The following is a 17,885-nucleotide window of genomic DNA, read 5'->3' on the forward strand; positions in this document are numbered from 1 at the left end:
GTTACTTCATACAAAAGTTTCCTGAAATTTAACCATTCATGAAAAAGGAAAAGAACTTTTTTCCATATACATAGTCTTTAAGACAATAAATTGTTTAAGTCTTTTGGTAAGTGGAGGGATCTTAATGTCCATAAAAAAGGTTGATGCTAAAGCATTGGACAAGATCTTAGAAACAATGGTGAGCACTGTTAGTGAAAGTAAGGACGAAGTCTTTGATATCGGCGAACAATGCCGAAAGGATTTCGAGTCATTATCAAAAGAGCTTGATGATGTGAAAATCAGGGTTGCCATTGTGATAACCGACAGCGATGCACTGGATTCAAAAGCCAGGTTTGCTCGAAAAAGGCTTTCAGAAGTCAGTATGCACTTCAACCATTTTTCTGAAGAACAGGTACGCGATGCTTATGAAAGGGCACATAAGCTGCAAGTCGATTTACAAATTAACCGGCAATTGGAGAAAGAGCTCCGTAATCGCCGGGATGAGCTTGAGTTAAGGTTAAGGGGTTTACAGCAGACAATCGATAAAGCGGTGCATCTCGTCTCGCAAATATCGGTAGTACAGAACTATTTGACACAGGATCTTAAATTTGTCGGGGAAGCACTTCAAGAAGCGAAACGCAAACAGGACTTCGGCCTGAAAATAATCGAAGCCCAGGAGCAGGAACGTAAAAAGCTCTCACGTGAAATTCATGATGGGCCGGCGCAAATGCTGGCAAACGTCATGATGCGCTCAGATCTGATAGAACGAGTGCAACGGGAGAGAGGCCCTGATGAAGCGTTAGTTGAAATCCGCAGTTTAAAGGTCATGGTAAGGAATGCTTTATATGAAGTGCGCAGAATCATCTATGACCTTCGTCCTATGGCGCTTGATGATTTAGGACTAGTTCCTACCCTCAGAAAGTACCTGCAAACGACCGAAGACTATAATAATGGCGTGAATCTTAATTTCGTCAATCTTGGGCAGGTCAAAAGGCTTCCTTCCGATATGGAGGTCGCTTTATTCAGGCTGGTTCAAGAGGCAGTACAAAATTCATTGAAGCATGCGGACCCAAAACAGATTCAAGTTAAACTGTCCATTTCCAAGGAGATGGTGACCGTTGTCGTCAAGGATGATGGAAAAGGGTTTGACTCTTCGATTCAAAAAGAAGGTTCATTTGGCTTGGTAGGAATGAGAGAAAGAGTCGAGCTGCTGGAAGGTGAAATGACGATAGATTCACAACCAGGGGCAGGCACTTTAGTATTTATACAAATTCCCTACCATATATAAACGATAGAGAATAGACTTTTTAAATAGAAACTAGGAGGAAGAAGCCGTTGAAGACTAGTATCATCATTATCGATGACCATCAGCTTTTCCGTGAAGGCGTAAAGCGCATATTAGATTTTGAATCATCCTTTGATGTTGTTGCCGAGGGTGATGACGGAAGCGAAGCTATGGATCTCGTTGAAACACATAAACCTGATGTTGTTATCATGGATATCAACATGCCGAACATGAATGGGGTCGAAGCGACAAAAATGCTCGTGAACCGTTACCCTGAAACAAAAGTCATCATCCTTTCCATTCATGATGATGAAAACTACGTACAGCACGCATTGAAAACAGGAGCACAAGGCTATCTGTTGAAAGAAATGGACGCGGATGCGTTGATTGATGCTGTGCGTGTAGTAGCTGAAGGCGGATCATACCTTCATCCGAAGGTGACCCATAACTTGGTTAAGGAATATCGCCGATTGGCAGCTGAAGAGGGTGCTGATCGTGATTCCGTACATACAATAGAAATCAGGAGGCCGCTTCACCTATTGACTCGACGCGAATGTGAAGTGCTCCAACTTTTAGCGGATGGTAAAAGCAACCGTGCCATCGGTGAAACTCTTTATATCAGTGAAAAAACAGTCAAGAACCATGTAAGTAACATTCTTCAGAAGATGAATGTGAATGACCGTACACAAGCGGTTGTCCTAGCTATCAAAAACGGCTGGGTAGAAGTGAAGTAATTAAAACGATCGATAAGTCCGGCTCTTCAGATTCCGCAATGCGTGCTGAAGGGCTGGATTTTTTTTGTAGGAAGGATGACTAACTGGATTCATATTTTTGGTAATGGAGAAAGCAATTTAATGCTAAAAAAGGCATTTTCAGATAGAATGGTGAGTATGATATGAAGTAAATTTTTATAAGGATGGTACTATTATGAAAACCGCAGTCGTAACAGATAGCACTGCATATATACCTGAGGAAATACGTGATCGTTTACATATACATATGATGCCGCTTAATGTCATTTTTTCCAATGAAGCTTACCGGGAGGAAGTTGATATCACTGCGGATGAGTTTTATGAGGAAGTAAAGAGGCAGGAGAAATTGCCAACCACTTCACAGCCTCCAATAGGGAAGTTTTTCGAGAAGTTCGAGGAGCTGCAAAAAGACTATGATGATGTTATTTCCATTCATTTATCGAGCGGCATCAGCGGAACGTTTCAAGGAGCGGTATCGGCGGGTGAAATGGTCGATGGAATTAAGGTTCATGCCTTTGATTCGGAGATCAGCTGCATGGTACAGGGGTTTTATGTGATCGAGGCGGCAAAGATGGCACTTGATGGTAAAAGTGCAGAAGAAATCATGGCCAGGCTTGAAGAGATGAAGCCATCGGTCAGGGCATACTTCATGGCAGATGACCTTTCCCATCTGCAGCGCGGGGGACGCTTAAGCAGTGCCCAAGCATTGATTGGCAGTTTGCTTCAAGTGAAGCCGGTTCTCCATTTTGTTGATAAGGTCATCGTCCCATACGAAAAAATCCGTACAAGAAAAAAAGCGATGAAACGGATTGCCGATTTGCTTGGAGAAGACGCGGCGAGCGGCGAGAAATATAAAGCTGTCATCATTCATGCAAAACGGGAAAGTGAAGCTAAAGACTGGAAAGAGGAACTTGAAGCCCGGTTCCCGAATGTCGAGTTCGACATCAGCTACTTCGGTCCAGTAATCGGAACGCATCTGGGCGAAGGCTCGATGGGGATGGGCTGGTATAAAATTTAAGCTATTTAACGCCTTTCCTAAGTGGAAGGTGTTTTTTTTATGAAGCAAAAGGGAATTCGGGAGTAAAAAGCGAATGATAAGGAGGAGCGTGATATATCAAGAAAAGGAGGTTGCAGTTTGGAAAAAATGAGCATTTCCCCGCCATATTCCCCGGAACTTCAGAACCATCTCACCGGAAAACATCTTTTGGCATTCGAAATCCCCTTCTCTCAAGAACTCCTCGCAGAGCACCTCAAGAATGGGTATGTCTCAGAAACTTGCGGCGTGCAATACGGGAACGGCAGTTATCACTGTGTACGCTGCGGTAACAAAGATCAAACTTTGTTTTATACATTCGCTTGCAAGATTTGCGATCAAGATTGCACTTACTGCCGCTCATGCATCATGATGGGACGGGTCAGTGAATGTGCAAAGCTATTTAGGTGGACCGGACCCGGCATTCAGTTTAAGATTCCTGACATAGTGATGAGGTGGGAAGGCACTTTATCGGAAGGTCAACAAACTGCCTCCGACCTTGTCGTTGAAGCTGTAAACGGAAAAGGTGAACTCCTGGTATGGGCTGTATGCGGGGCAGGAAAGACGGAGGTCCTATTCCCGGCGATTGAGGCAGCATTGCATGCCGGGAAACGGATTTGTTTGGCAACACCCCGAACCGATGTCGTTCTCGAACTATCCCCTAGGTTAAAAAAAGCCTTTCCTGCCATTGAGGTCGCGACCCTCTATGCCGGCAGTGGCGATCGACATGGATTTTCGCCACTAACCGTTTCCACGACACATCAGCTTTTCCGTTTTATTGAAGCTTTCGATGTCATCATCGTTGATGAAGTCGATGCGTTTCCCTACTCAATTGATGATTCGTTGCATAATGCGGTCAATAAATCAAAAAAGGTTTCTGCGGCAACCATCTACTTGACCGCCACACCTTCGAAACGGATGCAGCGGCTATACCGCAGCGGCAAATTGAAAGCCGTCATAATACCGGCCCGTTATCATCGTCAGCCAATCCCTGTCCCTGAAATGAAGTGGAGCGGCAATTGGCAAAAAATATTTCTTCAAAAAAAGATTCCCCCAGCAATCATCGGATGGGTAAGTGAACGCCTTGAGCAGAACATCCCCTTCCTCTTGTTTTTTCCAAGCATTGAAGTGATGGAGCAGGTCATTCCGCTGTTTCAAATGCTGTCCCCAAAATTATCGATTGTCCACTCCCAGCACCCTGATCGAAAGGAAATAGTAATGGCATTAAGGAATGGCTTGGTTCCAGGATTACTGACCACGACCATACTGGAACGCGGCGTGACTATTGAGCGGTTGGAGGTAGCCGTGATCGGTGCTGAACATGAAGTGTTTTCTGATAGTGCTCTCGTTCAGATTGCTGGAAGGGTAGGGAGAAGCTTTGCTAATCCTGCAGGGACGATCACCTTTTTTCATTACGGTAAAAGTAAAGCGATGGTCGAGGCGGTTCACCATATTCAAATGATGAATAAAGATGCCAAGATAAGAGGGCTGCTCTATGAATAGATGTCTTGTTTGTGATGAAGGAATGAAGCAGGCATTGACATGGAGGAGCTTGCTTAAGCAGACCGAGGCAAGAGCAATCTGCGCAAGATGTGAGGGGAAGCTTAATAGGATTACCGGAGAAACATGTACAATGTGTTCAAGGGAGCTTGGTGGGGTTCATATTACCGGTGACCTCTGTCTGGATTGTTCAAGATGGGAAAGGAATAAGGAATGGAGCGGCTATTTGTCGAAGAACATATCGCTATTTCATTATAATGAATACTTAAAAGATATTATTGCTAAATATAAGTACCGTGGGGATTATGCATTAGCTGAGGTTTTCGTCCCTTTTTTGAAAGAAAGGTTAAAGGATATGGAGTTTGACCTGGTAACGGTCATCCCGCTTAGTCATGAACGGCTTACGGAACGTGGATTCAACCAGGTACAGGCCTTGGCAGACCTTCTTGGAATTCATACGGTCGAGATCTTGACAAGAATCCATACGGAAAAACAATCGAAAAAATCACGTCAAGAGAGAATATCATTACCGCAGGTTTTTCAGGTCATGCAGTTAAATTTGCTGGAGCATAAATCAATTTTGATCATCGATGACATTTACACGACAGGCACAACTCTCAGGCATGCAGCAAAGGCATTGATAACGGCTGGGGCCAAAGAAGTATCATCCATCACCCTGGCTAGGTGAAAAAGCTTATTTTAATAAAACATCCTAAAGTATCGCAGGTATTATTCGATATATACAGTACTGAAGAATATCGCTGTGATGGTGAAGGAGGGTCCTCGATGGAAGTATTCAACTGTCCAAGCTGTAATTCGTTATTCGTCATGACTAAATTCCGTGATGTATGCGATGCCTGTTATAAAGAAGAAGAAGACCAATATGATAAAGTGTATTCATATATTCGCAAGAAAATAAATAGAACGGCGTCCATGATGCAGGTGGTTAAGGAAACCGGCGTTGAAGATACGTTAATTATTAAATTTGTGAGAACAGGAAAGCTGAGAATTTCGCAGTTTCCCAATCTAGGAATTCCATGTGAAAAGTGTGGCGCTAACATCAAGAGTGGAAGGCTATGCGGCAAATGCAGCGATTCATTGCGTACGGATTTGCAGGCATTTGAATATGAGGAAAAGCGCCTGACTGAAATTCAAGGAAATGATAAAAAAAATACGTACTACATGAAGGATGATCAAAAAGGATAAATCATGGAAACATGATGCAGTATTTGTTAAAATATTCGATATTGAGAACAAGATTCGACAATGGGTGTCGAAGGAAAGATTACAAGAAACAATTAAAGAAATCCATTCCTTGTCGATAATAACGATAGGGAGAATAACACAGTCCAGAGCCATTTCATGTGTTAAGGAATCGAAACATTATGGGATTTATAAAATCGACCGAAGGAGAGGATCTGGAATATGAAAATCAATAACGTCGGTATGACAGGTGTTAACCCTTATAATCTTCAAGCCAATAAAACGGGGAATATCAAAGAATCCAAGGTCAAATCCTCGGATAAAGTTGAAATTTCTTCAGCGGCAAAAGAAATGCAGCAATCATCACCAATTCTTGCTGCAAGACAAGCAAGAGTGGATGAACTGAAAATCCAAGTTGAAAAAGGAAATTATAAATTGAATGCACAAGCAACGGCTAAGGGTCTCATTGATTTTTACCGGAAATGAATTTTTAATGAAAAAGCTTGAATGAAGAGGACGGAGCCATTTTCCGTCCTTCATTTATGAGTGAGGAGGCAGCAAAATGTCTGCACGGAACATCATCGGATCGCTTGAAAAATTGATCAAGCTTCATAAAAGCTTCAATCAATTGGCGATAAGAAAAACGGCCATTTTGAAAGCAAATGATACCGAGGAGATCACTGCTCTGCTAATTTCAGAACAAAAACATATTAAAGCGATCAGTCAAACGGATAAGGAAAGAGAAATGGCAGTCGAGGAATTTCTTGCAGCCAATGGAACGGCGGGACAGCCTGTCTCCATCCATACCGTAACGGAATTGACAGGATCTAAAGAAAAGGAAATCCTTGAAAGGCTAAAAGCGGAATTGATTGATGAAGTGACAACGCTGAAGGAGCGAAACAGTTTAAATCAGCAATTGATCTATCAGTCCCTTCAATTCATCAATGTCTCATTGGATATGCTGAGGCCGCAGCACCAGAACCTGAATTACGGGGATTCGGTTAAGAAAACGGCCAAAATCGGCATGGGAATGTTTGATTCCAAAGCTTAATAAGCAGAAAAAAGATGGAGGTGCGAGCAAATGATTTCAACCTTTATGGGTCTTGAGACTGCCAAACGCGGATTATCCACCTCTCAAGGGGCCTTGTATACAACAGGAAATAACGTGGCCAATGCCAATACATTAGGATATTCAAGACAGCGGGTCAACCTGGTCCAGACGTCGGGCTTTCCTACTGTCGGTTTGAACAGCCCGCGCGTTGCCGGCCAAATCGGGACAGGGGTGGCAGCTGAAACGGTTCAGCGGATCCGGGACAGTTTCCTGGACGCACAATACAGGACACAAAGTAATAAAATCGGTTATTACGGGGCCATGAGCGAATCCTTGACGAAAATGGAAGGCGTCATGAACGAGCCGACCGACAGCGGATTAGCCGCCACGATGGAGAAGTTCTGGAACTCGCTGCAGGGGCTGACGGCGAATACGGAAAACTCCGGGGCGCGTGAGGTCGTTGCCTCGACGGGCGTCATGGTCGCGGATACCCTAAATTACTATTACAACTCGCTTACGAACGTTCAAACGGATATCGGCAATCAGATAAACGTCAAAGCGAACGAAATCAATACGCTCATCAGCAGTATTGACCAGCTAAACCAACAGATCAGCAAAGTGGAGCCTCATGGTTATATTCCCAATGACCTTTACGATAAACGTGATGTACTCGTAGACAATCTCTCACAGCTTGTCAGCATTAAAGTGAATAACGTCATTCCGACGGATTACGGCAGAGCAAGCGATGTGGCCACAGGGCTATACAATATCGAATTGATGCAAGATGACGGTTCGTCTTTTGTGCCGCCCATCAATCTAGTCAGTGTTAACCAAACCGGGATGGTGGGAACTTCGAAAGTTGAAGTTAGCCATGATAAAACGACAGGTATGGTGGATGGATTGAAGTTTGGTTCGAAAACATTGACGGATTACAATTTCTCCGGGGAACTAACCGGTCTGATCAAAAGCTTTGGATATAAGAAGGCTGATGGCACGATCGCCGGCGCTTATCCTGATATGCTGAAAAAGCTCGATAATATGACGGCTGCTTTCGTGAATGAATTCAATGCCATCCATAAACAAGGCTATGCCCTGGGTGATGACAGCACTTCCACATTGAACTTCTTTGAACTCGAACCGGGTAAGAGTGCCGCCCAAAGCATCAAGGTGAATGGTGAAATCGTTAAGGATCCCACAAAAATTGCCGCAGGCGGTAAAAGTGGAGGGGCATCCGGTGATAATGAAAACGCCAAACTCCTGGCTGACCTTAAAAAGAAGGCGTTCAGTGAGTACTCGACTAAAGATCAAAACTCCGACGAATTGACGGGTAGCTTCGACACCTATTATTCCGGTATCATCGGAAAGCTTGGTGTGGATTCCCAAAGCGCCCAAAAGAACCTTTCCAACTCTGTCGTGCTTGCTGCCTCAGTCAATCAAAATAGGGAGTCTGTCAGTTCCGTATCCCTTGATGAAGAAATGACTGACATGATCAAATTCCAGCAGGCATACAACGCATCCGCAAGAATGATGACGATGATGGATGAAATGCTCGATAAAATCATAAACGGAATGGGTACAGTTGGCCGATGATAGGAGGAGACGAATATGCGGGTAACGCAATCGATGCTAACCAATAATATGCTGAGCAATTTAAGCAGCAGTTACGAAAAGATGTCCAGGCTGCAAGAGCAGGTTTCCTCTCAAAAGAAGTTCTCCAAGCCCTCCGATAACCCTGTTGCGGCCATGATGGGAATGGGGTACAGGACAAACCTCAATCAAATAGGGCAGTATCAAAGTAACATTGCCGAGGCGACCAATTGGATCGACAGCACGGATGATGCCATTACTGAAAGTGTTTCCGCCCTGCAGAGGATTCGTGAATTAACCGTTCAAGGCAGCAATGGCACGTATGAAGGGGAGCAACTTAAAACAATTACTGAAGAAATTAAACAATTAAAAGAACATCTCATAACTCTAGGCGACACACAGATTGGCGGGAAGTATATCTTTAACGGCCAGGATACGAATGTGAGACCGTCGTCCGTTAAAGATGGGAATGGAAATACCGTGTATGGAACAGGGGACATAAACCTTGAAGTTTTTTCGGGGATTTCCCTTAAAATCAATACGGACAGTTCCAAGATTTTTGGTGATGCACTAGCTGCCGGCGGAAGCATCGACCAGACAATCGAGGCACTCGAAAACGGCGGCGACGTGAGCGGCACACTGGAAGGACTTGACGCAACGATAAATACCTTCTTAGGCATGCAGGCACAGGTTGGCGCAAGGCAGAATCGGATTGAGCTGATGACGGACCGTCTCAAGCAGCAGGAGGTTTTTGCCACTGAAATCCTTTCGAAAAATGAGGATGTCGATATCGAAAAGGCGATCATGGATTTGACGACCCAGGAAAGTGTCCATAGTGCTGCTTTAAGCATCGGAGCAAAGATCATGCAGCCGAGTTTATTGGATTTTCTTCGCTAAGCTATTCTTAAATGGATAGCTTTTTTCTATAAGGAGTGTTGATGATGCAGATTCCGCAAATTAGATTGCAAACCACCCCAATGAAGATTGGAGTGAATATAGAACAGCCTGTACAGCAAATCGAACAGAAGGCTGCGGTCCAATCAATCAAACAGCCGCAAGCGATCCTCGAGATTCAAATGACCCCAGGCAAGCTGACGATCGATCAGTCACAAGCAAGGGAAGACATGGATTTGAAAAGCCTTTCAGTAAGAGTCGATGAATTTGCGGAGCAGGGATACCAGGATTGGCTGGCGGGTATGGCAAGACGTGCCCAGCAGGGAACTGAGCTGAGGCATATTGAAAAAGGGGGTAATCCACTCGCTGAACAGGCTAGGCAAAACAGCAAAGGCCCTGAGAAGCAGTTCAATCTCGGCTGGATTCCCTCTCCATTCAGCGTAAAGCTTGACTACCAGCCAGCGGAAGTGAAGGTTGAAGCAACTGCTCAAAAACCGATCATTGATGCTCAAATCAATAGCGTTAACCATAGATACACACCAGGTAGTGTGAATGTCGAAATTATACAAAAAAATGCGCTGGATATAGATTTCATCAATTTAAATCCGGATGAGATAAGGTAGTGAAAACATAGATGATTCTACAAACAAAATTTCATGGCGAACTCGAATTGGCTGAGAAAGAGATTTATGTATTTGAAAGCGGGATACCAGGATTTTTAGAAGAAAAACAGTTTTGCTTGCTAGCTTTGGATGACACGCCATTTTTCGTCCTGCAATCGACAGAAACAAAAGAGCTTGCTTTCATTGTGACGAATCCATTTGAGGTGTTTCCTGATTACGAAGTGAAGCTTACGGATGAGGTGTTATCTTCTTTACAAATAGAAACGGAACGGGAAGTCATTACTTTCGTCATCTTGACGATTCAGGACCCCTTCAATGAAACGACGGCGAATCTCCAGGCACCCATCATCATAAACGGCCCTAAAAAAGTCGGAAAGCAATTCATCATGAACGCTAGTGAATACCGTACAAAGCACAAACTGTTTGAACCTCCAGCGGAACAGGGGGGGGAATGATGCTCGTTTTGACCAGAAAACCAAATGAAGCGATCATGATTGGCGATGATATCGAAATTACGATCCTGTCCGTCGAGGGGGAACAGATCAAACTGGGGATCAATGCCCCTAAAAACGTCGATATCCATAGGAAGGAAATCTACCTGTCCATTCAGCAGGAAAATAGAAAAGCCTCTAAAACAGAAACTATTTTTCTGGAAGGTATAAATGAGTATTTCAAGAAAAAATCGTAAAATCCGCTAAATATGTTTCCATGCAGGTCGATATTAAGTATACAACGATGGGCAGTGAAATAGGCGGCCGACTTAGTCACTGCCCATCGTAAACAACCACATGGATGTGGGGACTTAAGACTCAAGGAGGAAACAAAAATGATTATCAATCACAATATCTCAGCTCTAAACACGCACCGTCAATTATCAAGTGCAACGAATGCACAATCAAAATCAATGGAGAAACTAGCATCGGGCATGCGCATCAACCGTGCAGGCGATGACGCAGCCGGTCTAGCAATCTCTGAAAAAATGCGTGGACAAATCCGCGGATTGGACCAAGCTTCCCGTAACTCACAGGATGCCATCTCATTGATCCAAACTGCTGAAGGTGCATTAAACGAAACGACTGACATTCTTCAACGTATGCGTGAACTTGCTACACAAGCATCAACGGATACTAATACAACTAGTGACCGTGGAGAAATACAAAAGGAAATGGATTCATTAACATCTGAAATCAACCGTATCGGTAATACTACTGAATTCAATACTCAGAAACTATTGAATGGTTCTAAGGATTCTGATACAAAACTTTCTACTGCTAGCTTGACTGGTTCAGGGGCGGCAGGTGCTGTTACAACTGGCGGTACATTAAGTCTTAAAATCGATGGGAAAGATGTCGATGTTACAATCGGAGATGGTGATGCAGCTGCTGATATAGTGACTGCTATTAATACTGCAGCAAATACTGCACTTGGAACAACTGGTGAAGAGTATGCGTCCCTTGATGGTGATGGTGCTTTAAAGCTTGATACCTTAACTGCTGGCGCTAAAGGTTCCGTTGAAATAGTTGGTGCATCTGCTGGTACTGCTTTAGCTGATTTAAAAATAAGTAGTTCTTCTTCTACGGGTACTGATGCTGGCGCAGGTCTTCAATTCCAAATCGGTGCAAATGAAAACCAAAGTCTGACACTTGAAATCGGTGACATGCGTGCTAGTAATCTAGGATTAACTGGTATTGGTGATGGATTCACTGCAACTACAAATGTAAGCAATGGTACAGATTCTAAAGGCGTTGAATCCGGTCTGGATGTTTCTAATGCTAAAAATGCATCTGCAGCAATCACAGTTATTCAATCTGCAATTGACACTGTATCAGCTGAACGTTCTAAACTAGGTGCTAACCAAAACCGATTAGAGCATACGATCAACAACTTAGGAACTTCTTCTGAAAACCTGACTGCTGCTGAATCACGTGTTCGTGATACAGATATGGCTAAGACTATGATGGAGCAAACTAAAAACTCTATCTTGGCGCAAGCATCTCAAGCAATGCTAGCTCAAGCAAATTCCGCACCTCAAGGAGTTTTACAACTTCTGAGGTAAATTTGAAGGGCGTTTTATCCAGTAATGGATAAAATTATGACTGGGTGAATTGCTGGAACTTCCTAAAGCTGCATCAACCACAACGTAACTGGAAACGGTAAGCGTGATGGTCTGAAAATGATGGAGATGACATAATGGATAATCAGCAGCCAAGCTCCTTTGAGGAAACTCTGGAGAAGGTTCAACGACTAGGATATACAGTCTAAGGTGAAAGCTATGGCAATGAAATCCGTAGGGTGGCAAAAGCCATTCGAAGTGCCCAGCCCCTTATAAGATAAGGGTGAAGATATAGTCTGTTCTATGATCGAAAGACATAGTCGCAAAGCAAGCGAACCAACAACCACAAGGAGTTTTACAACTTCTTCGTTAATTTTAGATTACCTGAAAGAGACTCTAGTTTTACTAGAGTCTCTTTTTTTATCGAAAAATATAAAGGATCGGTTAGATTAACATTATTTAGCTCCAAAATACTATCACGTTTTGGCGTTAGTTTAGTTTTTTTATTTCTTGCCATTTATAAGTAACGGACCAATAACTTCTTTTTAGCATCTTTGCAATTTCATTTGTTGTATAACCATTTTCTTTAAGTTGTCTTAGTAATTTAATTTCATCTGGAGAATAGGGTTTAGAGCGATCTGAACTGCTGGTAAGAATCGTGTAATCAGGATACTTAGATTTCCACCTGAGTATTTCTTTTTGATTTCGGAATTCCCAAGAGGTTTTATATAACATGGAAGAACAAGTTTTTGCAACAGGTTCGATTAGTTCGAGGAAACGAAAAGTTTCTTTAACAGAAGTAGTTTTTAGAATATATCCATATCCATCTTTACGAGAGCTCAGCTTTAAGGATAAATGATATGTGGTAAATATATGTTCCTTTAGTTTCTCTAATTCGTCTTTAGGATAACATTGAAGGTAAAGGTAAATATGCGGTGTGAGGTAAATAATTTTTTTATTATGATTTACCCTGTATGAGATGCTTAAAGAGCCATCATACATGTATAGAATAGTTAGGAAATGTGGTAAAATGCAATGTTTCAATAATGTGAAGGGGAGATGTTTAGTTCCATCATCACTGTAAAAGTGTGGGAATAAATTGGTGAATAATTCTAAAGAAGCGGAACGGACACATTGGCTTGCCGGAGTGATATATAATAATCCATCAAAAAAGGAAATTTTCCATTTTCGATAATCTCCCTGAGATGTGCCGTAGTGCTCCCGGTAGCTGTTGTTCTTTCTCCTGCTATTTTTATAAATTTTCGTGATTTCACCGTCACTTATAATGCTGGCATATAATATATTTTTCTGGATTTCAGTAAGATTAATTATGAAAACCTCCTTATATAAGAGTGTAAGCTCATCTTCTTAATCCCATTTTATAATGTTATCCCCTCCGATAGCGAATGTTTGTTCTCTATTTAATAATAAATCCTTTGTATGTACTGTAAAGTTCCATTTCGGAACCGATATAAAAAGTAAAGATATCATATTGGGGGCTATTTAGATGCTGGAGAGTTTGTCCACAAATATCCTTTCCTCACAACTTTGAACAGCAATCTCGGAAGGAATCAGTTCATTTTATCAGCGGGAAATGAATACGCTAGCCTATTCGGAGCAAAGTGTGGAATCTACTGATATGCCATCAAAAGAAAAGGTGCAGGAAATGGTGGATAGTTTGAACACCTTCCTGAATCCGACACATACGGCGGTTCGTTTTGAATATCATGAGAAGCTGAATGAGTACTATGTCAAGGTAGTGGATGATGTAACGGATGAGACGATCAGGGAAATTCCCCCGAAGAAGTTATTGGACTTCTATGCGGCAATGACGGAGTTTGTCGGCATAATGGTGGATGAAAAAATATAAGCGGGTGATCAATTTTGGTACGAATCAGTGGTTTAGCAAGCGGGATGGACATTGATGAATTAGTTAAGAGCATGATGCAGGCAGAACGGGTGCCATTGGATAAACTGACACAGAAAAAGCAGTATTCCGAGTGGCAGCGGGATGATTACCGTTCGATAAATACAGCTTTATCAGAATTGGATACGCTCATTCGTGATGGAATTGGGAAGCAGTCTTCCTTTATTAAAAAGAAGGTGACGGTATCGAATCCCGATGCTGTATCAGTGAGAAATGTGAATTCGACCAGTGATTTTTCCGGGAATATAAAAGTGAATGGGCTTGCCAAGGCAGCAACCATGACAAGTACAGAAAAATCAGCTGTTACCGACCCGAAAAAGAAACTATCGGAATTGGGAATCACGACTCCTCAAGATATTACGATACTGTCCATCAATAAGGATGGCGGTTTTGATACGGAAGTAAAAGATGGCGCAACAGTGGAAAAACCGTATACTCTTACCCTTAATGCGGACGATACGTTAGAAAGTGTAATAAATAAAATTAATGCAAACTCGGGAGTGACTCTATTTTTCGATGAAACGTCCCAGAAGTTTTCCATCACTGCTAAAAATACAGGTGATATAAAAGATCGGCCTGAAATTGAGTTAGGGAGTACCGGAGATTTCTTCAATGTGCTAAAAATGAGCAGTAACAATGAAGGAACTGGCGGCACAATAGGGGAAAATGCATCGATTACTTATAATGGCCTGGACATTTCCCGTCCTTCGAATACGTTTCAGATTAATGGAGCGGAAATAACGGTAAAGCAAAAAACGACGGATACAGTCACATTCTCATCAACAGCTGATGTGGATGCCATCCTGGACACGATCACTCAGTTTGTGAATAAATACAATGATGTCATTAAAAAGGTTCAAGATAAAACGGGTGAAGCTAAATATCGCTCCTTTACCCCGCTTACCTCTGAGCAAAAAAAGGCAATGACAGAGGATGAAGTGAAGCTGTGGGAAGAAAAAGCGAAGAGCGGAACATTAAAAGGGGATTCGACGTTAAAAAGCCTCTTGACCACAATGAGGTCATCCCTATACACCTCGGTGGATGGGATCACAGGAAAAAACAATCTCAGCAGTTTGGGGATCACCACCACCAAAAATTATTTGGAGGGCGGTAAATTAACGATTGATGAGGACAAGCTCCGGGCAGCCATTAGTGAGGATCCCAATGCGATTTATGATATGTTCATGGCCAATGGGCCAGAAAAGAGCGACAAAGGCCTCGCGCGCCGGTTAAGGGATGATATAGAATCATCAATGAAGGCGATTACTGAAAAGGCCGGGAAGGCCGGATTTGTTAATAACAATTTTACAATCGGAAAATTGGTCGATGGGCTGGATAAGAAGATTTCAACATTTGAGGCAAAGCTAACGAAATTGGAATCCCGCTATTACAACCAGTTCACGGCGATGGAAAAAGCGATTCAAAAGGCAAACAGCCAAAGTGCATCGTTAGCTTCTTATTTTAGTTAAGGTAAGTCGGAAAGGAAGTTAAATATGGCAATAAATAATCCTTATCAATCGTATCAGCAAAATTCAGTCAACACAGCATCCCCGGGAGAGCTTACATTACTGCTTTATAATGGCTGTTTGAAGTTCATCATGCTTGGGAAGAAGGCCATTGAAGCAGGAAATATCGAAGCGAAGAATACGAACATCATCAAGGCGCAAAATATCATCCGCGAATTGATGGTGACACTGAATATGGATGCGGATGTATCCAAAGATATGATGAGTCTATATGATTTCATAAACCGGCGTCTGATAGAAGCGAATATGAAAAATGATGTTTCTGCCTTGGAAGAAGCGGAGGGCCTTGTTACTGAGTTCCGGAATACTTGGAAGGAAGTAATTCAAATCAATCGGAAAAAACAATTTACCCAAAGCGGTCAAGTGTAATGGTGATTAGGACCTTTCATGATTTGACTGTTGAATTACTTGCCGTTCTGGAAAATCACACGATTACAGAGCGTGATGATAAAATAGAAAGGATCACAAAGCTGATCGATCAGCGAGATGGACTTCTTTCTCGAATCAAACCGCCTTTTACTGCAGAAGAGCAGCAGTTGGGACGTGCAGCACTGTTGCTCAACCAAAAGGTCGATCACTTGCTGAAGCTCCAAAAGCAGGAGATAAAGCGGGATATCCAGGAAATAAACAAGAAGAAACGATCATCCAATAAATACACGAACCCGTATGAAAGTCTATCAGTGGATGGTGTGTTCTATGATAAAAGAAATTGATTACACGACCGTTTGGATTCCAAAAGGTTTTCATGTTAATTATTTTTAAATTTTCTGTAAATAAAATAGGCTTAATTTTTTCTTTATAGCATAGCATTTGATATAATGAAGCTAGGGCAGACATCAACCCCTTTCCAAACCTTCCGACAATTGTTTCATTATTTCGACATATTTCATGATGTGTTTCTAAAAGGAACCGGAGGGGTATTGTAGAATCTAACTGTATAGTCTTAATTTAAGGAGGACTCACTTTATGAATTACAACGTACGCGGTGAAAACATTGAGGTAACTCCAGCAATTCGAGAATACGTCGAAAAGAAAATTGGCAAGTTAGAACGATATTTTAACAATACACCAGATGCAAATGTGTTAGTGAATTTAAAGGTGAACAATAATACATCAAAGGTCGAAGTGACGATTCCCATGCAGAATTTGGTTCTTCGTGCTGAAGAGGAAAATGCGGATATGTATGCTGCCATTGACTTGATCAATGATAAGCTTGAACGCCAAATTCGTAAACATAAAACGAAGGTCAATCGTAAGTTCCGGAACAATCTATCAGCTGCACCAGATGCATTCGCCTTCAATATGGAAGTTGACGAAGTGGTGGATGAATTCGAAGACGATAATGATATTGAAGTGGTCCGCAATAAGCGCTTTGATTTAAAGCCGATGGACAGTGAAGAAGCGATTTTACAAATGAATATGCTTGGTCACAGTTTCTTCGTTTACACGAATGCGGATACTAATACAACGAACGTAGTGTACCGCCGAAAAGATGGACGCTATGGATTGATTGAACCTAGTTAATTATTATTCTAAGATCAAAAGCACAGCCCAGCCTTTGGGTTGTGCTTTTTTAATGCCTGTTGATAGAATTCGTTTGAAAAGGAAAAAATGATTGCTTCTTTTGTTCTCTATAGAATACAAATCATTGGAAAATCCTTTTAAAGAACAATTCTTGTTCTTTATTAAGATAAATAGTCAGTTTTACCTATTTAATAACCCCCTTCTTTTGTACTATACTCAAATTGTAAGTTCTTTAAAAAGAACGGCTGATTTTTTATATAAAACAATTTGATCAAGGTGCAGAGGGGTTGGATTACTTGTATCGAAAGAATTGCCATACTTGCCATAGGGCTTCTTTTAGCAGTGCGGAATATGGAAAGTGGCTTTGCCCGACCTGCGGTGAGGATTTAACTGCGCAAAAAGCCTTGGATGCACTTACAATGGAGAGAATCAATACGAAGCAACGAAATATTAAGAAGAGCAATATTCACTATTATACAAAAAAACGAAAATCAATTAGTCTATGATAAATTACCTGCACTATGAATTTTCTTAATTTTGTAATAATTTGTCGGATAAAAGTTTTTGCATTTAGGTAGATTACCGACATAAAATAGCAATATATGGAGTGGGTATCCGTTATAATATGATTATATGTAATGTATTTGGTAATAAATACCACGACAAAGGCAAACTTATTGAAAGATGAGGGCGCAAAGGCACAGGTCTAAGGTCCTTGAGACTATGATGGCTGGTCTGCCTGAAATACAAGGAGTATTTTAGGAGGTAGAAGAGGTGGCTAATGTGGAAATGGATCAAGAATGGGTGAAATTGATTTCAGAAGCAAGGAGCTTGGGTTTCAAAAAGGAGGAAATCAGTGCTTTTTTGAAACGGGAAAGCCTTGAGGTAACATTAGAGGAGAACAATGGAAAATAGCTTACGAAAAAGTTCGAGAACATCCCTATAAAC

General features: G+C 42.0%; 22 protein-coding genes and 1 riboswitch. Of the genes, 21 read left to right on the top strand and 1 reads right to left on the bottom strand.

Going from position 1 to position 17,885, the window contains the following annotated elements:
- Positions 1-124 precede the first annotated feature (124 nt).
- The 14 genes from ACIROD_RS20135 (at position 125) to ACIROD_RS20200 (ending at position 11,963) form a co-directional block, all read left to right on the top strand.
- Entirely contained in the window at positions 125-1,267 is a 1,143-nt protein-coding gene (locus ACIROD_RS20135) for a sensor histidine kinase (protein ID WP_101223771.1), read from the top strand.
- 47 nt (positions 1,268-1,314) lie between these two features.
- Positions 1,315-1,998 (top strand): response regulator, encoded by a 684-nt coding sequence (locus tag ACIROD_RS20140; RefSeq protein WP_101223770.1) that lies wholly within the window; start codon positions 1,315-1,317, stop codon positions 1,996-1,998.
- 193 nt (positions 1,999-2,191) lie between these two features.
- Positions 2,192-3,034, top strand: a complete 843-nt coding sequence (locus ACIROD_RS20145) for a DegV family protein (protein WP_402943449.1) — start codon at positions 2,192-2,194, stop codon at positions 3,032-3,034.
- A gap of 126 nt (positions 3,035-3,160) precedes the next feature.
- The gene (locus tag ACIROD_RS20150) at positions 3,161-4,552 is read left to right on the top strand and encodes an ATP-dependent helicase ComFA (protein ID WP_402944042.1); all 1,392 of its coding nucleotides are present in this window, start codon (positions 3,161-3,163) and stop codon (positions 4,550-4,552) included.
- Positions 4,545-5,237: a ComFC family protein gene (locus tag ACIROD_RS20155; RefSeq protein ID WP_402943451.1), complete on the top strand. Its 693-nt coding sequence runs from the start codon at positions 4,545-4,547 to the stop codon at positions 5,235-5,237. The genes ACIROD_RS20150 and ACIROD_RS20155 overlap by 8 nt, the downstream gene beginning before the upstream one ends.
- A gap of 98 nt (positions 5,238-5,335) precedes the next feature.
- Positions 5,336-5,755: a TIGR03826 family flagellar region protein gene (locus tag ACIROD_RS20160; protein ID WP_402943454.1), complete on the top strand. Its 420-nt coding sequence runs from the start codon at positions 5,336-5,338 to the stop codon at positions 5,753-5,755.
- A gap of 219 nt (positions 5,756-5,974) precedes the next feature.
- The gene (gene flgM / locus ACIROD_RS20165; protein ID WP_230176146.1) at positions 5,975-6,238 is read left to right on the top strand and encodes a flagellar biosynthesis anti-sigma factor FlgM; all 264 of its coding nucleotides are present in this window, start codon (positions 5,975-5,977) and stop codon (positions 6,236-6,238) included.
- Between the two features lie 76 nt (positions 6,239-6,314).
- Positions 6,315-6,803 carry a flagellar protein FlgN gene (locus ACIROD_RS20170; protein WP_402943457.1) on the top strand — a complete coding sequence of 163 codons (489 nt, stop codon included), beginning with the start codon at positions 6,315-6,317 and terminating at the stop codon, positions 6,801-6,803.
- A gap of 30 nt (positions 6,804-6,833) precedes the next feature.
- A complete protein-coding gene (gene flgK / locus ACIROD_RS20175; RefSeq protein WP_402943460.1) occupies positions 6,834-8,393 on the top strand; it encodes a flagellar hook-associated protein FlgK in 1,560 nt (519 codons plus the stop codon).
- 15 nt (positions 8,394-8,408) lie between these two features.
- Positions 8,409-9,287: a flagellar hook-associated protein FlgL gene (gene flgL / locus ACIROD_RS20180; RefSeq protein ID WP_402943463.1), complete on the top strand. Its 879-nt coding sequence runs from the start codon at positions 8,409-8,411 to the stop codon at positions 9,285-9,287.
- 44 nt (positions 9,288-9,331) lie between these two features.
- Positions 9,332-9,907 (top strand): DUF6470 family protein, encoded by a 576-nt coding sequence (locus ACIROD_RS20185; protein WP_402943466.1) that lies wholly within the window; start codon positions 9,332-9,334, stop codon positions 9,905-9,907.
- 11 nt (positions 9,908-9,918) lie between these two features.
- Positions 9,919-10,362 carry a flagellar assembly protein FliW gene (gene fliW, locus ACIROD_RS20190; protein WP_402943468.1) on the top strand — a complete coding sequence of 148 codons (444 nt, stop codon included), beginning with the start codon at positions 9,919-9,921 and terminating at the stop codon, positions 10,360-10,362.
- Complete coding sequence (gene csrA, locus ACIROD_RS20195) at positions 10,362-10,595, top strand: carbon storage regulator CsrA (RefSeq protein ID WP_260358761.1); 234 nt, start codon at positions 10,362-10,364, stop codon at positions 10,593-10,595. Before fliW ends, csrA begins: the two co-directional genes overlap by 1 nt.
- 138 nt (positions 10,596-10,733) lie before the next feature.
- The gene (locus tag ACIROD_RS20200) at positions 10,734-11,963 is read left to right on the top strand and encodes a flagellin N-terminal helical domain-containing protein (RefSeq protein WP_101223758.1); all 1,230 of its coding nucleotides are present in this window, start codon (positions 10,734-10,736) and stop codon (positions 11,961-11,963) included.
- A gap of 486 nt (positions 11,964-12,449) precedes the next feature.
- Here ACIROD_RS20200 and ACIROD_RS20205 read toward each other — a convergent pair whose 3' ends face one another.
- The gene (locus ACIROD_RS20205; protein WP_402944045.1) at positions 12,450-13,292 is read right to left on the bottom strand and encodes a DNA endonuclease; all 843 of its coding nucleotides are present in this window, start codon (positions 13,290-13,292) and stop codon (positions 12,450-12,452) included.
- A gap of 292 nt (positions 13,293-13,584) precedes the next feature.
- Between ACIROD_RS20205 and flaG the strand changes: the two genes are divergently transcribed.
- From flaG to ACIROD_RS20240, 7 genes are all read left to right on the top strand, one after another.
- Positions 13,585-13,830, top strand: a complete 246-nt coding sequence (gene flaG / locus ACIROD_RS20210; protein ID WP_402943473.1) for a flagellar protein FlaG — start codon at positions 13,585-13,587, stop codon at positions 13,828-13,830.
- 14 nt (positions 13,831-13,844) lie between these two features.
- A complete protein-coding gene (locus ACIROD_RS20215) occupies positions 13,845-15,356 on the top strand; it encodes a flagellar hook-associated protein 2 (RefSeq protein WP_402943476.1) in 1,512 nt (503 codons plus the stop codon).
- 24 nt (positions 15,357-15,380) lie between these two features.
- Positions 15,381-15,782 carry a flagellar export chaperone FliS gene (fliS, locus tag ACIROD_RS20220; RefSeq protein ID WP_402943479.1) on the top strand — a complete coding sequence of 134 codons (402 nt, stop codon included), beginning with the start codon at positions 15,381-15,383 and terminating at the stop codon, positions 15,780-15,782.
- On the top strand, positions 15,782-16,126 hold the full coding sequence (gene fliT, locus ACIROD_RS20225) for a flagellar protein FliT (RefSeq protein WP_230176151.1): 345 nt from the start codon (positions 15,782-15,784) through the stop codon (positions 16,124-16,126). Before fliS ends, fliT begins: the two co-directional genes overlap by 1 nt.
- Before the next feature lie 253 nt (positions 16,127-16,379).
- Complete coding sequence (gene hpf, locus ACIROD_RS20230) at positions 16,380-16,937, top strand: ribosome hibernation-promoting factor, HPF/YfiA family (protein ID WP_137016562.1); 558 nt, start codon at positions 16,380-16,382, stop codon at positions 16,935-16,937.
- A gap of 296 nt (positions 16,938-17,233) precedes the next feature.
- Positions 17,234-17,443, top strand: coding sequence for a hypothetical protein (locus ACIROD_RS20235; RefSeq protein ID WP_402943484.1), 210 nt, complete (start codon positions 17,234-17,236; stop codon positions 17,441-17,443).
- A 151-nt stretch (positions 17,444-17,594) separates the two neighbouring features.
- Positions 17,595-17,680: riboswitch (cyclic di-GMP riboswitch) on the top strand.
- A gap of 31 nt (positions 17,681-17,711) precedes the next feature.
- On the top strand, positions 17,712-17,852 hold the full coding sequence (locus ACIROD_RS20240; RefSeq protein ID WP_230176152.1) for an anti-repressor SinI family protein: 141 nt from the start codon (positions 17,712-17,714) through the stop codon (positions 17,850-17,852).
- Positions 17,853-17,885: the final 33 nt, after the last annotated feature.

It is taken from the genome of Peribacillus sp. NPDC101481 (genome assembly GCF_044767165.1).
Lineage (GTDB): Bacteria > Bacillota > Bacilli > Bacillales > DSM-1321 > Peribacillus.

Excerpts from the sequence above, each read along its gene's own strand:
- ACIROD_RS20135 (WP_101223771.1), top strand. The coding sequence starts at position 125 with ATGTCCATAAAAAAGGTTGATGCTAAAGCATTGGACAAGATCTTAGAA.
- ACIROD_RS20145 (WP_402943449.1), top strand. The coding sequence starts at position 2,192 with ATGAAAACCGCAGTCGTAACAGATAGCACTGCATATATACCTGAGGAA.
- ACIROD_RS20150 (WP_402944042.1), top strand. The coding sequence starts at position 3,161 with ATGAGCATTTCCCCGCCATATTCCCCGGAACTTCAGAACCATCTCACC.
- ACIROD_RS20155 (WP_402943451.1), top strand. The coding sequence starts at position 4,545 with ATGAATAGATGTCTTGTTTGTGATGAAGGAATGAAGCAGGCATTGACA.
- ACIROD_RS20160 (WP_402943454.1), top strand. The coding sequence starts at position 5,336 with ATGGAAGTATTCAACTGTCCAAGCTGTAATTCGTTATTCGTCATGACT.
- flgM (WP_230176146.1), top strand. The coding sequence starts at position 5,975 with ATGAAAATCAATAACGTCGGTATGACAGGTGTTAACCCTTATAATCTT.
- ACIROD_RS20170 (WP_402943457.1), top strand. The coding sequence starts at position 6,315 with ATGTCTGCACGGAACATCATCGGATCGCTTGAAAAATTGATCAAGCTT.
- flgK (WP_402943460.1), top strand. The coding sequence starts at position 6,834 with ATGATTTCAACCTTTATGGGTCTTGAGACTGCCAAACGCGGATTATCC.
- flgL (WP_402943463.1), top strand. The coding sequence starts at position 8,409 with ATGCGGGTAACGCAATCGATGCTAACCAATAATATGCTGAGCAATTTA.
- ACIROD_RS20185 (WP_402943466.1), top strand. The coding sequence starts at position 9,332 with ATGCAGATTCCGCAAATTAGATTGCAAACCACCCCAATGAAGATTGGA.
- fliW (WP_402943468.1), top strand. The coding sequence starts at position 9,919 with ATGATTCTACAAACAAAATTTCATGGCGAACTCGAATTGGCTGAGAAA.
- csrA (WP_260358761.1), top strand. The coding sequence starts at position 10,362 with ATGCTCGTTTTGACCAGAAAACCAAATGAAGCGATCATGATTGGCGAT.
- ACIROD_RS20200 (WP_101223758.1), top strand. The coding sequence starts at position 10,734 with ATGATTATCAATCACAATATCTCAGCTCTAAACACGCACCGTCAATTA.
- fliS (WP_402943479.1), top strand. The coding sequence starts at position 15,381 with ATGGCAATAAATAATCCTTATCAATCGTATCAGCAAAATTCAGTCAAC.
- fliT (WP_230176151.1), top strand. The coding sequence starts at position 15,782 with ATGGTGATTAGGACCTTTCATGATTTGACTGTTGAATTACTTGCCGTT.
- hpf (WP_137016562.1), top strand. The coding sequence starts at position 16,380 with ATGAATTACAACGTACGCGGTGAAAACATTGAGGTAACTCCAGCAATT.